The sequence below is a fragment of the Arthrobacter sp. A2-55 genome, assembly GCF_025548615.1.
Classification (GTDB): domain Bacteria; phylum Actinomycetota; class Actinomycetes; order Actinomycetales; family Micrococcaceae; genus Specibacter; species Specibacter silviterrae.
The window spans coordinates 19,112-33,213 of sequence record NZ_JAJLOZ010000022.1; the positions used below are offsets into that span (position 1 = coordinate 19,112).

At 66.9% G+C, this 14,102-nt stretch carries 13 protein-coding genes; 12 read left to right on the plus strand and 1 reads right to left on the minus strand.

From position 1 onward, the window contains the following. Positions 1 to 43: 43 nt before the first annotated feature. The 4 genes from pdhA to LPN03_RS08050 all read left to right on the plus strand — a co-directional run bounded on the left by pdhA (position 44) and on the right by LPN03_RS08050 (position 4,063). Complete coding sequence (gene pdhA, locus LPN03_RS08035) at positions 44 to 1,180, plus strand: pyruvate dehydrogenase (acetyl-transferring) E1 component subunit alpha (RefSeq protein ID WP_165180062.1); 1,137 nt, start codon at positions 44 to 46, stop codon at positions 1,178 to 1,180. Further along, positions 1,177 to 2,187, plus strand: coding sequence for an alpha-ketoacid dehydrogenase subunit beta (locus tag LPN03_RS08040; protein ID WP_262453836.1), 1,011 nt, complete (start codon positions 1,177 to 1,179; stop codon positions 2,185 to 2,187). The genes pdhA and LPN03_RS08040 overlap by 4 nt, the downstream gene beginning before the upstream one ends. A 5-nt stretch (positions 2,188 to 2,192) precedes the next feature. Beyond that, positions 2,193 to 3,578 carry a dihydrolipoamide acetyltransferase family protein gene (locus LPN03_RS08045; protein ID WP_165180060.1) on the plus strand — a complete coding sequence of 462 codons (1,386 nt, stop codon included), beginning with the start codon at positions 2,193 to 2,195 and terminating at the stop codon, positions 3,576 to 3,578. Positions 3,579 to 3,694: 116 nt separating this feature from the next. After that, the gene (locus LPN03_RS08050) at positions 3,695 to 4,063 is read left to right on the plus strand and encodes an SPW repeat protein (protein WP_165180059.1); all 369 of its coding nucleotides are present in this window, start codon (positions 3,695 to 3,697) and stop codon (positions 4,061 to 4,063) included. A 145-nt stretch (positions 4,064 to 4,208) separates the two neighbouring features. On the opposite strand, the gene LPN03_RS08055 is transcribed toward LPN03_RS08050, so the two are convergent. Beyond that, on the minus strand, positions 4,209 to 4,817 hold the full coding sequence (locus tag LPN03_RS08055; RefSeq protein ID WP_165180058.1) for a TetR/AcrR family transcriptional regulator: 609 nt from the start codon (positions 4,815 to 4,817) through the stop codon (positions 4,209 to 4,211). Between the two features lie 146 nt (positions 4,818 to 4,963). Between LPN03_RS08055 and LPN03_RS08060 the strand changes: the two genes are divergently transcribed. From LPN03_RS08060 to LPN03_RS20785, 8 genes are all read left to right on the plus strand, one after another. Further along, positions 4,964 to 6,571 (plus strand): carboxyl transferase domain-containing protein, encoded by a 1,608-nt coding sequence (locus LPN03_RS08060; protein ID WP_165180057.1) that lies wholly within the window; start codon positions 4,964 to 4,966, stop codon positions 6,569 to 6,571. Positions 6,572 to 6,578: 7 nt separating this feature from the next. Beyond that, on the plus strand, positions 6,579 to 8,906 hold the full coding sequence (locus LPN03_RS08065; protein ID WP_262453837.1) for an acetyl/propionyl/methylcrotonyl-CoA carboxylase subunit alpha: 2,328 nt from the start codon (positions 6,579 to 6,581) through the stop codon (positions 8,904 to 8,906). Positions 8,907 to 8,908: 2 nt separating this feature from the next. Beyond that, a complete protein-coding gene (locus LPN03_RS08070; protein WP_262453838.1) occupies positions 8,909 to 10,072 on the plus strand; it encodes an acyl-CoA dehydrogenase family protein in 1,164 nt (387 codons plus the stop codon). A gap of 52 nt (positions 10,073 to 10,124) precedes the next feature. Continuing rightward, a complete protein-coding gene (locus LPN03_RS08075; RefSeq protein ID WP_165180054.1) occupies positions 10,125 to 10,913 on the plus strand; it encodes a CoA transferase subunit A in 789 nt (262 codons plus the stop codon). 2 nt (positions 10,914 to 10,915) lie between these two features. Next, a complete protein-coding gene (locus tag LPN03_RS08080) occupies positions 10,916 to 11,569 on the plus strand; it encodes a CoA transferase subunit B (RefSeq protein ID WP_165180211.1) in 654 nt (217 codons plus the stop codon). Further along, a complete protein-coding gene (locus LPN03_RS08085; RefSeq protein WP_165180053.1) occupies positions 11,566 to 12,045 on the plus strand; it encodes a MaoC family dehydratase in 480 nt (159 codons plus the stop codon). The genes LPN03_RS08080 and LPN03_RS08085 overlap by 4 nt, the downstream gene beginning before the upstream one ends. A gap of 82 nt (positions 12,046 to 12,127) precedes the next feature. Then, on the plus strand, positions 12,128 to 12,937 hold the full coding sequence (locus LPN03_RS08090; protein WP_262453839.1) for an HpcH/HpaI aldolase/citrate lyase family protein: 810 nt from the start codon (positions 12,128 to 12,130) through the stop codon (positions 12,935 to 12,937). A 759-nt stretch (positions 12,938 to 13,696) separates the two neighbouring features. Next, positions 13,697 to 14,062 (plus strand): endonuclease domain-containing protein, encoded by a 366-nt coding sequence (locus LPN03_RS20785; protein WP_316255757.1) that lies wholly within the window; start codon positions 13,697 to 13,699, stop codon positions 14,060 to 14,062. Positions 14,063 to 14,102: the final 40 nt, after the last annotated feature.

Here is a 14,102-nt window from a genome sequence, read left to right on the forward strand (position 1 = left end):
AGGGGGCCGAACCCGTGGCAATCACCAAGGAGGCGTTTCTGCCGTGCTGGATACATCATCCGACAGCGGGCCACAGCCCGGGATTCACCAAATTATTGCCGCCGACGGCACCCTTCATGCCGACGAGGTCCTTTCACCCTTCGTGGCAGACGTCAGTGACGAACAGCTGGTCCAGCTGTACCGGGACATGGTGGTGATCCGGCGCATCGACACGGAGGCCACCGCCCTCCAGCGCCAGGGGCAGCTTGCCCTGTGGCCGCCCATGCTGGGCCAGGAGGCCTCGCAGATCGGCTCCGTTCGGGCGCTGGAAGAGGACGACTTCATCTTCCCCACCTACCGTGAAAACGGCGTCGCCTACTGCCGCGGCGCAGACCTGGCCGGCATCATGAGTACCTGGCGCGGCACAGCCAACACCGGCTGGGACCCGCATGAATTCAACATGGCCACCCCGCAGATCATCATTGGCGCGCAAACGCTGCACGCCACCGGCTATGCCATGGGACTGACCATGGACGGCAAGGAATCCCTCTCCATCGCCTACCTCGGCGACGGCGCCACGAGCCAGGGCGACGTCCACGAATCCATGGTTTTTGCCGCCAGCTTCCAGGCGCCCGTCATCTTCTTCTGCCAGAACAACCACTGGGCCATCTCCGAGCCCGTGGGCCTGCAGGCTCACTCACCGATCGCCGGCCGGGCACCCGGCTACGGCATCCCCAGCCTGCGCGTGGACGGCAATGACGTGCTCGCCGTGCTGGCCGCAACCCGCTGGGCCGGCGCCCGCGCCCGCAGCGGCGGCGGCCCCAGCTTCATCGAGGCCGTCACCTACCGCATGGGCGCCCACACCACCGCCGACGACCCCACCCGCTACCGCGGCGTCACGGAACTGGAGGAATGGGGCGCCAAGGACCCCATCGCCCGGGTCCGCGCACTGCTGACCGCCCGCGGCAAGCTCGACGCCGGCCGTGAGGCTGAGATTGCCGGGCAGGCTGACGCCGTGGCCGCGGAGCTCCGCGCCGGTTGCATCAACCTCCCCGACCCGGACCCCATGGCACTCTTCGACAATGTCTACACCGGCGACCATGCCATCCTGGACCGCCAGCGCGACCACTTCGCGCGGTACCTGGCCGGCTTTGCCGCCACTGAATCTGCCACCACCACGCTGGAAGGAAGCCGGTCATGAGCAAGCTGACTCTCACACAGGCCATCAACGCCGGGCTGCGCAAGTCCATGGAGGACGATCCCAAGGTGGTGCTGCTCGGCGAGGACATCGGCACGCTGGGCGGCGTCTTCCGGGTCACCGACGGCCTCATGAAGGACTTCGGCTCGCACCGGGTCATTGACACGCCCCTGGCCGAATCGGCCATCATCGGCACGGCAGTCGGGCTGGCGTACCGCGGCTACCGCCCCGTCTGTGAAATCCAGTTTGACGGCTTCATCTACCCGGGCTTCGACCAAATCGTCTCGCAGGTGGCCAAGCTGCACGCGCGGACCCACGGCAAGGTCACCATGCCGCTGACCATCCGCGTCCCCTTCGGCGGCGGCATCGGCTCACCGGAACACCACTCCGAGTCGCCCGAAGCGTACTTTGTGCACACCTCCGGACTGCGGGTCATCAGCGCCTCCAACCCCCAGGACGCGTACACCATGCTGCGCCAGGCCATCGCGTGCGACGACCCGGTCCTGTTCTTCGAGCCCAAGCGCCGCTACCACAGCAAGGGCGAGGTGGACCTGGACGCCGACCTCTCACGAGCGCCCGCCATGGGTGCCGCCCGCGTGGTCTCTGCCGGTACGGACGCCACCCTGGTCGCCTACGGCCCGCTGGTCCCCACCGCCCTCGACGCCGCCAAGGCCGCGGCCGACGACGGCGTCAGCCTGGAGGTGATCGACCTGCGTTCGCTCTCACCCATTGACTACGCCCCCATCGTGGAGTCCGTGCGGCGGACAGGGCGCCTGGTGGTCACCCACGAGGCATCCGAAACGCTCGGCCTGGGTGCGGAAATCGTCGCCGCCGTCACCGAACGGTGCTTCAACTACCTCGAGGCTGCCCCCGTGCGGGTCACCGGCTTCGACATCCCGTACCCGCCATCCAAGCTCGAAAAGCACCACCTGCCCGACCTCGACAGGATCCTCGACGGCGTAGACCGTGTCCTGGGCCGCCCCAACTCCCTGAGCGGGCTGGAAGGATGACCACCATGATCGAAGAATTCCGGCTCCCGGATCTGGGTGAAGGGCTCACCGAATCGGAAATTGTCGCCTGGCATGTGGCCGTCGGCGACACGGTTGCCCTCAACCAGGTCATCGGCGAAGTTGAAACGGCAAAAGCCGTGGTGGAACTGCCGTCGCCGTTCGCCGGCACCGTTACCGCCATCACGCACGAGCCCGGGACAACCGTCGAGGTGGGCGAGGTCATCATCGCGTTTGAGGTCGAGGGTGCCGCCGGCGCCAGCGGTCCAGACGCCGAGGCGCCGCAAAAGAGGGTGCCCACGCTCGTCGGGTACGGGGCAGATCCGGAGTCGTCCTCGCGGCCCGCGCGCCGCGCCCGTGCATTTGCCGGCGCTCCGGCCACGACAACCACCACCACCGTGGCCGCAAGTGCGCCCGCCGGGCTGCCCGCCGTCCTGCCGGCCGTCCTGCCGGAAACCCCGCCTGCGCCGTCGGCAAGGGTGCAGGCCGACAGGCCGCGCTCCACGCCTCCCGTGCGGAAGCTGGCCCGTGACATGGGCATCAACCTGGAGTTGCTGGCTGGCTCGGGGGAGCGCGGCCTGATCACCCGCGGGGACGTCGTCGCCTTTGCCGGGGACCAGCCCCACGGTGCCGGGACACCGGTGGCGGTGCCGGCGTCGTCGGTCCTGCCGGCACGAACGGCGGGAGATGCTGCACGGGAAGTGCGCACGCCCATCAAGGGGGTCCGGAAGTTTACGGCCGCAGCCATGGTGCACAGCGCGTTTACGGCACCGCACGTGACAGAGTTCCTGACGGTCGATGTGACTGCCGGCATGGAATTTTTGGCCAGGCTGAGGGGGTCCCGGGCGTTTGCGGACGTCAAGCTCACGCCGCTGACCCTGGCCGCCAAGGCCGTGTGCATCGGCATTGCCCGCCAGCCCTCGCTCAACTCGCGGTGGGATGAGGCAGCGCAGGAAATCGTCACCATGAACTACGTGAACCTGGGCATTGCCGCCGCCACCCCGCGCGGGCTGATAGTGCCCAACATCAAGGACGCGCAGGCGCTGGGCATGCATGGGCTCGCCGAGGCCATCCGCGGGCTGTCCGCAACCGCCCGCTCGGGCAAGACGCCGCCGCAGGACCTGGCAGGGGGCACCTTCTCCATCACCAACATCGGGGTGTTCGGCATCGACGCGGGCACGCCCATCCTGAACCCCGGGGAGGCCGGAATCCTGGCCCTGGGGGCCGTGCGGAACACGCCGTGGGAGTACCAGGGAGGCATTGCGCTGCGCCAGGTGATGACCTTGAGCCTGTCCTTCGACCACCGCCTGGTGGACGGCGAACAGGGCTCCCGCTTCCTGGCCGACGTGGGTGCCGTCATGGCCGATCCGGCCATGGCCCTGGCACTCTCGTAGGGGTGCCGGGAATGGTGCCCCACTGCAACCTTGGGACTCTGGAATAGCTGCACGGACGGACGTATATTTGTAGTGACCCCCACTTTGGGAGCCACCTTGTAAGGAGGTTGGTATCGATGAAGAAGTGGAACCGCTGGCAAGATTACGTTGCTGTGGTGGCAGGCCTCTATGCTGCGTTGTCGACGATGTGGACAACCCAGCAGGCCAGTTCCATGGTCATGATGATCGGGTGCGGCGTCCTCTTGATTGCTGCAGGCGTCTGGAACCTCATGAGCCCCGGGACACCGGTCGCAGAATGGGTCCAAATGGTCCTTGGGGCCTTGCTGTTCATCTCCCCGTGGCTGGCCGGATACTCCGGACACATGGGCGCAGCATGGACCTCGTGGATCGCAGGCGCCGTTGCGCTGATCGCCGGAGTGCTGGCCGTTCAGCCCAGCATGCGCGAGCACACGGTTGGCCACGACAAGGGGCTGCCGGCCCACTAAGTTCCCTGCAACCATGGGCCGCCCCGTGAGGGGCAGCCGGCCCACGGCAACCGGCCCGCAATCAAGGTCGAAAACCCGCCCCGCGGGTTCCCGGCCCTTATTGCGGGCCGGTTGCGCTATTGCGGGCTTTTTCGTCCGCGGGGCTTCAGTGCGCGCTGCCCGCCAGCGCATTCAGTGCCAGTTGTTGCAGCACGGGGCGGGCAAAGGCTGCCCCCGCGCGCCGGCCGTGCACCTGGACGCTGTGCGGGGTGGAGTTGATCAGGCCAAATACGGCATGGGCCTGCAGCCGCCGCAGGGGGGTGTCCCTGTCGGGGTAGAGCCGGCCCAGCACGTCCACCCACAGCTCCACATAGCCCCGCTGCAGGGAGCGCACCTGGCGCTGGTCGCCCTCGCTGAGGCTGTCAAAGTCGCGGTCCTGCACGCGGATCACGTCGGGTTTGGTGAGGGCAAAGTCCACGTGGAAGGCGACCAGCTCGCGCAGCGCGCCGCCGTCGTCGAGCCCTTCGGCAAGGACGGCGCGTCCTCCGGCCAGCAGGTCCTCGCTCACACCCACCAGCAGCGCCCCCAGCAGTGCCTGCTTGCCGCTGAAGTGGCGGTACACGGCCGGCCCGCTCACCCCGGCGGCGGCGCCCAGGTCCTCGAGGGACACCCCGTTGAAGCCCCGCTGGGCAAACAGCGCCGCCGCGGAGTCCAGCAGCACCGTTCGCCGGTTGGCCTTTGCCTGGGTGCGGGTGGGGGCTGGTGACTCACTCATTGTGTTCCTTGTTCGGGGCTTTGCTGGACATCACAGAATTCACGGGATAACCTGAAACTCAGTTAGTGATTATTAACTTAGCATGATGATTCGGTTGACGTAAGGGCCCCCAAGGCGCCTGCCGCCGGGAAACGGATGGGGAGTCAATGGAGACTTTGCACAGCCGGCTGGACCCAGCCGGGGAAGCATTCGCGCGCAACGACGCCGCCCAGCGCACGCTCGTGGCGGAACTGCGCGAGCACCTGCGCACCACGGCGCTGGGCGGGCCGGCAAAATCACGTGAGCGCCACGTGGCCCGCGGAAAGCTGTTGCCCCGCGACCGCGTGGACAGCCTGCTCGACGACGGCAGCCCCTTCCTGGAGATCGCACCCCTGGCGGCAAACGGCATGTACGACGGCGCGTCCCCGGGCGCCGGGGTCATCGCCGGCATCGGGGTGGTCCGGGGCCGCCACGTGGTGGTGGTTTGCAACGACGCCACGGTCAAGGGCGGCACGTACTACCCGCTGACGGTCAAGAAGCACCTGCGGGCGCAGGAGATTGCGCTGGAAAACCGGCTGCCCTGCATCTACCTGGTGGATTCCGGCGGCGCCTTTTTGCCCAAGCAGGACGAGGTTTTCCCGGACAAGGAGCACTTTGGCCGGATCTTCTTCAACCAGGCCCAAATGTCCGCCCGCAAGATCCCGCAGATCGCCTCCGTCATGGGCTCCTGCACGGCCGGCGGCGCCTACGTGCCCGCCATGAGCGATGAAACCGTGATTGTGCGCAACCAGGGCACCATCTTCCTGGGCGGCCCGCCGCTGGTGAAGGCCGCCATCGGGGAGATTGTCACTGCCGAAGAACTGGGCGGCGGGGACGTCCACGCACGCATTTCGGGGGTGGTGGACCACCTGGCCGAAAATGACCAGCACGCGTTGCAGATAGTCCGCGACATCGTGGGCACCCTCCCGCCGGACCCGAAGCCCGCCTGGGACGTGGAGCCCGCCGAGGAACCGGTAGCGGATCCGGCGGAGCTGTACGGGGCAGTGCCCACGGACCTGAACACGCCCTACGACATCCGCGAGGTCATTGCCCGCCTTGTGGACGGCAGCCGCTTCCACGAATTCAAGAAGAACTACGGCACCACCCTCGTCACCGGTTTCGCCAGGCTGCACGGCCACCCCGTGGGCATTGTGGCCAACAACGGGGTGCTGTTCAGCGAATCCGCGCTCAAGGGCGCCCACTTCATCGAGCTGTGCGACCAGCGCGGGATACCGCTAATCTTCCTGCAAAACCTCAACGGCTTCATGGTGGGCAAGGACTACGAGCAGGGCGGCATTGCCAAGCACGGTGCCAAGATGGTCACCGCGGTGGCCACCGCCCGCGTGCCCAAGCTGACGGTCATTGTGGGCGGTTCCTTCGGCGCCGGCAACTACTCCATGTGCGGGCGCGCCTACAGCCCCCGGTTCCTGTGGATGTGGCCGGCCGCGCGCATCTCCGTCATGGGTGGCAACCAGGCCTCCTCCGTGTTGGCCACCGTCAAGCGCGACCAGCACGAGCGCCGCGGCGAGGAATGGTCCGTCGAGGCCGAGGAAGCGTTCAAGGCCCCCATCAAGGCCCAGTACGAAGACCAGGGCAGCCCCTACTATTCCAGCGCCAGGCTCTGGGACGACGGCGTGATCGACCCCGCGGACACCCGCACCGTGCTGGGCCTTGCCCTGGACGTCTGCGCCCGGACCCCTTTGCCGGACACCTCCTTCGGCCTCTTCAGAATGTGAGCCACCCGTGAAACCCTTGTTTGACACCGTCCTGGTGGCCAACCGCGGTGAAATCGCCTGCCGCGTGATCCGCACCCTGCGCACGCTCGGCATCCGTTCCGTGGCCGTCTATTCAGAGGCCGACGCCGGCGCCCGCCACGTGCGCGAGGCAGACGAAGCGCTGTGCATCGGTCCCGCCGCCGCGTCCGAAAGCTACCTCAACATTGCCGCCGTCGTGCAGGCCTGCCGCGCATCCGGCGCACAGGCCGTCCACCCCGGTTACGGCTTCCTGTCCGAAAACCTGGCCTTTGCCCAGGCCCTCGCGGACGCGGGGATCACGTTCATCGGCCCCAACGTCGAGGCGCTGAACGTCATGGGGGACAAGATCCGCTCCAAGAACCATGTGGCGGCCGCCGGCGTGCCCGTGGTCCCGGGCATCTCCGAACCGGGCCTGACGGACGCTGAGCTGATCGCCGCCGCGGCCGGCATTGGCTACCCGCTGCTCATCAAGCCGTCCGCGGGCGGGGGCGGCAAGGGCATGCACGCCGTGTTTGCCGCGGCGGAACTGCCAGCCACCCTGGCCACCGCGCGGCGCGTGGCCGCCAGCTCTTTCGGCGACGACACCCTGTTCCTGGAGCGGCTGGTCTCCACCCCGCGGCACATTGAGGTGCAGATCCTCGGGGACAGCTACGGCAATGTCATCTACCTCGGTGAACGTGAATGCTCACTGCAGCGCCGCCACCAAAAGGTGATTGAAGAGGCGCCCTCGCCCCTGCTGTCCGGCCTGGCCGACGGCGAAGCCGTCCGCGCGCGCATCGGGGCCGCCGCGTGCGCCGCGGCCGCCAGCGTCAACTACACGGGTGCCGGGACGGTGGAGTTCCTCGTCTCGGACGACCGGCCGGACGAGTTCTTCTTCATGGAGATGAACACCCGGCTGCAGGTGGAGCACCCCGTCACCGAAATGGTGGTCCGCGCCAACGGTGAAGCCCTCGACCTGGTGGAATGGCAGGTGCGCATCGCCGCGGGGGAGAAGCTCGACTTTGCCCAGTCAGACGTCACCCTGGAGGGGCACGCCGTCGAGGCCCGCGTGTATGCCGAAAGCCCGGCCGAGGGATTCCTGCCAGCCACCGGAACCGTGGTGGCACTCGATGAATCGGTGGGCGCCCGGCCCGGCGTGCGGGTCGACAGCTCGCTCCTGGCCGGACTGGAAGTGTCCGCCAACTACGACCCCATGCTGGCCAAGGTCATCGCCTGGGGGGCAGACCGGACCCAGGCATTGGACCGACTCGACGCCGCCCTCGCCGACTACGTGGTCCTGGGCATCCCCACCAACGTCGAATACCTCCGCCTCCTCCTGGCCGACCCCGACGTCCGGGCCGGCCGGCTCGACACGAACCTGATTGAGCGCAAGCTGCCGGACATGGAGTTCCGCACCGTCGCCGCCGCCGAGTACGCCGCCGCGGCATTGGTCGCACGCGTCCCGCTGGTCGAGCCTGTCGAGACCCAGGGTCGCCCGGCTGCGGAAACGCCGGCGGCGGACCGGGCGGCGGACCAGAATTCCCTCGGCTGGGCCCACAGAGGCGAGGGGCCCGTTGCGAGCTTGCGAGCAATGGGAGCCTCTGGGGACTATCCGACGCGTCGGCCGCAAGCGGCCTTTGGCGTCTCCTTTACGCCGCCTACGGAAATTCTGGCTCCGCCGCCCGCGGTCGATTGGTCGGAAAGCGCCCGAGGGAACACCGGCTCCGCCGCCTCAAGTCCGCAGCCGCCCGCATCTCCGTGGGCGCGCACGGACGGATGGCGGCTGGGCGATCCGGCATCGTGGCGGTCTTCGTGGGCCGCACCCGGGCGCACCGGGGTGGTGACGGTCAGCGGACCGCAGGGTGACAGCGGCGCGGAAGGAACCGGCGTCGTGCATGTCGCCGGGCTGGGCCAGACGGCCCAGGACGTGTCCGGCTCGTTTGGCGGCTACAGCGTGGGCGTGGCCGGGGACACCGTGTTCCTAGGCAGCGGCGGCTGGAGCGTGGGGCTGCAGCAGCTCGACCGGGATGCCGCAACGGCGCGGATGCTGGCTGGGCTTGAGCGCGCGGACGCCGCGGTGGATCCGCAGCTGCGCAGCCCCATGCCGGGCACCGTCACCGTGGTCAACGCCAAAACGGGGGACCGGGCCGAGGCCGGGACGGTGCTGCTGGCCGTGGAGGCCATGAAGATGGAACACCAGATTGTGGCTCCCATGGCCGGGACGGTGCACATCGGCGTGGCAGTCGGCGCGCTGGTCAAGGCCGACCAGATTGTGGCCACTATTGTCCCGGACGCGCCGGCAGACGACAATTCAACAACAAGCCCTGAAGGGGAATGACCGTGCCAAACTTCGAGCTCAACGACGAATACCAGGACCTGAGCGACACCGTCAGGGACTTTGCCGACAACGTGGTGGCCCCCGTGTCCGCCAAACACGACGAGGAACACAGCTTCCCCTACGAAGTGGTGGCCCAGATGGGCGAGCTGGGCCTCTTCGGGCTGCCGTTCCCGGAGGAATACGGCGGAATGGGCGGGGACTACTTCGCCCTGGCTCTGGCCCTGGAGCAGCTGGGCCGGGTGGACCAGTCCGTCGCCATCACACTGGAGGCCGGCGTCTCACTGGGCGCCATGCCCATCTATCGCTTTGGCACGGAAGCCCAAAAGCAGCAATGGCTGCCGTCGCTGGCAGCGGGAACCTCGCTGGCCGGCTTTGGCCTGACCGAGCCCGACGCCGGTTCGGACGCCGGGGGCACCACCACCAAGGCGCGGCTTGAGAACGGCGAGTGGATCATTGACGGCCACAAGCAGTTCATCACTAACTCCGGCACGGACATCACCAAGTTCGTCACCATGACGGCGGTCACCGGCACCTCCGAGCGGGCCAACGGCTCCATCAAGAAGGAAATCACCACCATCCTGGTCCCCAACGGCACCCCGGGGTTCACGGTGGAAAAGCCCTACAACAAGGTGGGCTGGAATGCCTCCGACACCCACCCCCTGACCATGGTGGACGTCCATGTGCCGGAGGAAAACCTGATCGGCGTCAGGGGCCGCGGCTATGCGAACTTCCTCTCCATCCTGGACGAGGGCCGCATCGCCATTGCCGCGCTCGCCACCGGCACGGCGCAGGGCTGCGTGGACGAGGCCGTGCGCTACGCCAAGGAGCGCACCGCCTTCGGCCACAACATCGGCCATTACCAGGGCGTCTCCTTCAAGATCGCCCGCATGCAGACCCGCGCCCACACCGCCCGCCTTGCGTACTACGACGCCGCCGCCCGCATGCTGGCAGGCAAGCCGTTCAAGACGGAGGCCGCGATTGCCAAGATGGTGGCCAGTGAGGCAGCCATGGACAATGCCCGCGACGCCACCCAGGTGTTCGGCGGCTACGGCTTCATCAACGAATTCCCCGTGGCCCGACACTACCGGGATTCAAAGATCCTGGAGGTGGGGGAGGGGACCACGGAGGTCCAGCTGATGCTGATAGCCCGCGAACTTGGCCTGTAGGTCCCCGATGGCCGAAGCTGTTCAGACCCGGACACAATGAAAGGTACTAGCGATGATTAACAAAGTGGTTGCTTCCGCTGCCGCCGCCGTCCATGACATCCACAATGGCGCGTCCCTGGCGGTGGGCGGGTTTGGGCTGTGCGGCATACCCGTGGCCTTGATCCAAGCCCTGCACGACGCCGGCACACATGAACTGGAAACCATCTCCAACAATTGCGGCGTGGACGACTGGGGGCTGGGCGTGCTGCTCACCGACGGCCGGATCCGCCGCACCATCTCCTCCTACGTGGGTGAAAACAAGGAATTTGCCCGCCAGTTCCTTGCCGGCGAACTTGAGGTGGAACTGACCCCTCAGGGCACCCTCGCCGAGAAGCTGCGGGCCGGCGGCGCCGGGATCCCTGCCTTCTACACCGCGGCCGGCGTGGGCACCCAGGTCTCCGAGGGCGGCCTGCCCCGCAAGTACGACGGCGCCGGCGGGGTCGCGATCGCCTCCGAACCCAAGGAGGTGCGCACTTTCGGCGGGGCTGACTTTGTCCTGGAGGAATCCCTCACCCCCGACTTCGCGCTGGTCCACGCCTGGAAGGGCGACCGCCACGGCAACCTCGTCTTCCACGCCACCGCCATGAACTTCAACCCCTTGTGCGCCATGGCCGGGAAAATCACCATCGCCGAAGTGGAGGAACTGGTGGAACCGGGGGAGCTTGACCCGGAACATGTCCACGTCCCCGGCATCTTCGTCCAGCGCGTGGTCCACATCCCGGCAGGCACGCCCGGCAGCGAGAAGCGCATTGAAAAGCGCACAGTCACGGTGGTTGAGACTGTCGAAACCAAGGAGGCATGACCATGGCACTTTCGCGCAATGAACTGGCTGCACGGGTGGCGCAGGAACTGCACAACGGGCAGTACGTGAACCTGGGCATCGGCATGCCCACCTTGATCCCGAACTTCATCCCCGATGGCGTGGAAGTGGTGCTGCACTCGGAGAACGGAATCCTCGGCACCGGCCCCTACCCGCTTGACGAGGACGTGGACCCGGACCTGATCAACGCAGGGAAGGAAACCGTCACGGTCAACAAGGGGGCGGCTTTCTTTGACTCTGCCACCTCCTTTGGCATGGTGCGCGGCGGCCATGTGGACGTTGCCGTGCTCGGTGCGATGCAGGTGGCCCAAAACGGCGACCTCGCCAACTGGATGATCCCCGGCAAGATGGTCAAGGGCATGGGCGGCGCCATGGACCTGGTCTTTGGCGCCAAGAAGCTGATCGTCATGATGGATCACACGGACAAGGCCGGAAACCCCAAGATCCTGGAAAGCTGCACACTGCCGCTGACCGGCAAGGGTTGCGTGGACCTGATCGTCACCGACCTGGCCGTCATCGAGGTCACCCCGGACGGCCTGGTCCTGAAGGAACTCGCGCCGGGTGTCACGGTGGAGGAGATCGTGGCCGCCACGGGCGCCCCGCTCAACCTCGAGATGCACGACCTGGACGCCGTATGAGCGGCGCCAGGGTGGTCACGCAAAGGGGGCTCTATTACGAGGAGCTGGAGACCGGCGTCGTGTATGAACACAAGCCGGGGAGGACCATGACGGAAACGGACAACGTCCTGTTCACCACCATGACGATGAACACCCAGGCGCTTCACCTGGACGCAGCCTGGAGTGCCACGCAGCCGTTTGGGCAGCGGCTGGTCAACTCCATGTTTACGCTGGCCACCATGGTGGGGCAGTCGGTGGCGCAGCTGACCCAAGGCACCATTGTGGCGCAGCTGGGCATGACGGACATCTCTTTCCCCCACCCCCTGTTCCACGGCGACACGCTGTACACGGAAACCGTGGTGACGGAGAAGCGCCTCTCCGCCTCGCGCCCCGGGCAGGGTATTGTCACCATGGAACACACGGGACGGAACCAGGACGGCGTGGTGGTGGGCAGGGCCAGCCGCACCGCTCTGTTCTGGCTCAAGCCCGCCCAGTAGCGCCGGACCCCGCTGCCGGCAGCACGCCGCCACCCGCCACCCGAAGGAGAACGCCATCAACGTCCCGACCACTGCCCTCGCCATGGGGCCGGCCCTGCTGTTCGCCCCCGCGGACCGGCCGGAACGCTTCGCCAAGGCCGCCGAGCGTTCCGACGCCGTCATCCTGGACCTGGAGGACGCCGTCGCCCCGGAGGCCAAGGCGCAGGCACGTGAGAACATGCTCCGCTGCACGCTGGACCCGGCAACCACCATGGTGCGGATCAACGCCTTGGACACCCGTGATTCACATTTGGACCTTGCCGCCGTCGAACGGAGCAATTTCCGCACCATCATGGTGGCCAAGGCGTCGGACGTCGACGTCATTGCCTCGCTCACGGATTTCAACGTGGTGGCGCTGTGTGAAACCGCGGCGGGCATCCTCGCCGCGCCGCGCCTGGCCCAATTGCGCAATGTGGTGGGCCTGATGTGGGGCGCCGAGGACCTCGTAGCTTCCTTGGGCGGCACCTCCAGCCGTTTCGGCAGCGGCCACAGGGCAGGGCGCTACCGTGCCGTGGCGACCCATGCGCGCTCGCAGCTGCTGTTGGCGGCCGGTGCAGCGGGCAAGCTGGCCATCGATTCCATTTACGCCGATTTCAAGGATTTGGCGGGCTTGGCGGAAGAGTCGGAGGACGCCGTCGCCAGCGGCTTTGGCGCCAAGGCGAGCATTCACCCATCGCAGGTGGCCGTGATCAGGGAGGCATACCGTCCCTCCCTGGAAGCCGTTGAGGCCGCCCGGGAGCTGCTGGCCGCCGCGGACGCTGCCGGAACGGGCGTTTTCGCGTTCAACGGTCAGATGGTGGACGGGCCCATCCTGAAGCACGCAAGGGAAACCCTCCGCCGCGCCACCCCCTGATTCAGACGCTCCCTCACGTTTTGCGGTGTTCCTTGGTGACGCTCCCTCACCTTTTGCGGTCTTTCTGGTGATGCTCCCTCACGTTTTGCGGTGTCAACCAAGATAACCCCGGGCTGCAATGCCAGCCTGTGGATAACTTCTGCGGCAAGTCTGTTTCTGGGCCATCATGAGAACATGGAGACCAACGACGAACTCCCCGGGACCACTGCCCCTTTTACCCTTGACGAGGCACGGGCTGCCGGGCTCACGCCGGCACAATTGAGAGGCAAGTCCTTCGCTAATGTCAGCCACGGACTCTTCCGCCCGGCGGAATGGGACTTTGACTTGCTGGAAGCTGCCCGGGCACTCTGTGCGGCCACCCCGGGGGCTTGGATTTCACATTCCACAGCAGCCCGACTGCAAGGCCTCATCCTGCCTCCGTGGTTGGCAGAATCAGACGAACTGCACCTGTCCAAGCCCAGACGATTGCCTGAGGTCCGAAGGAAGGGCATCACCGGTCACACTGTGGTTGCATTTCCTGATGAAGTGGAAAATGCCGGTCAGCTGCGGATCAGCACAAGGGCCCGCACCTGGCTTGACCTCACCCGAACATTGCCATTGAGGGACCTGATCTGCATCGGTGATCAGCTCGTCAGGATCCCGCGGCCGGAGTTCGAAGACCGCAGTGAGCCATTTGCCACCCTCGCCTCCCTCCGGGAAATGGTTCAGCGGCACGGCAACTTGCAGGGAGTCGTTCGGGCCAGGGAAGCGCTCGAACTAATGCGTGTGGGCGCAGATTCCGGCCCGGAAACCCTCTTGCGCCTGGCCATGCTCGACGGCGGCCTGCCGGAGCCGGACTTGCAGCTCAAGCTCTGGAACAGCCCAACGGCACCATCGGCCGACGCCGGATACCGTGCCAGGCGGATTGTGCTGCAATACGACGGGGCCCACCACTTGGACGCCTTGCAGCGGCACAGCGACCGGCGCCGGGACAAGGCATTCGAAGCTGCCGGCTGGACAGTACTTACATTCACCAACGAAGATTTGGCGGACGGATTCGACCAAGCCGTGCGCAAGATCAAGCAGGCGCTCAGGAGTGCGTGGATCGACCCCACAATCGCCTCCGGGTTCGCGTCCGGGACTTGACCGTGCCGCGGAAAAACAGGACGCCCCCAGAACGTCGAGG

Excerpts from the sequence above, each read along its gene's own strand:
- LPN03_RS08040 (WP_262453836.1), top strand. The coding sequence starts at position 1,177 with ATGAGCAAGCTGACTCTCACACAGGCCATCAACGCCGGGCTGCGCAAG.
- LPN03_RS08045 (WP_165180060.1), top strand. The coding sequence starts at position 2,193 with ATGATCGAAGAATTCCGGCTCCCGGATCTGGGTGAAGGGCTCACCGAA.
- LPN03_RS08050 (WP_165180059.1), top strand. The coding sequence starts at position 3,695 with ATGAAGAAGTGGAACCGCTGGCAAGATTACGTTGCTGTGGTGGCAGGC.
- LPN03_RS08055 (WP_165180058.1), bottom strand. The coding sequence starts at position 4,817 with ATGAGTGAGTCACCAGCCCCCACCCGCACCCAGGCAAAGGCCAACCGG.
- LPN03_RS08060 (WP_165180057.1), top strand. The coding sequence starts at position 4,964 with ATGGAGACTTTGCACAGCCGGCTGGACCCAGCCGGGGAAGCATTCGCG.
- LPN03_RS08075 (WP_165180054.1), top strand. The coding sequence starts at position 10,125 with ATGATTAACAAAGTGGTTGCTTCCGCTGCCGCCGCCGTCCATGACATC.
- LPN03_RS08080 (WP_165180211.1), top strand. The coding sequence starts at position 10,916 with ATGGCACTTTCGCGCAATGAACTGGCTGCACGGGTGGCGCAGGAACTG.
- LPN03_RS08085 (WP_165180053.1), top strand. The coding sequence starts at position 11,566 with ATGAGCGGCGCCAGGGTGGTCACGCAAAGGGGGCTCTATTACGAGGAG.
- LPN03_RS08090 (WP_262453839.1), top strand. The coding sequence starts at position 12,128 with ATGGGGCCGGCCCTGCTGTTCGCCCCCGCGGACCGGCCGGAACGCTTC.
- LPN03_RS20785 (WP_316255757.1), top strand. The coding sequence starts at position 13,697 with ATGCGTGTGGGCGCAGATTCCGGCCCGGAAACCCTCTTGCGCCTGGCC.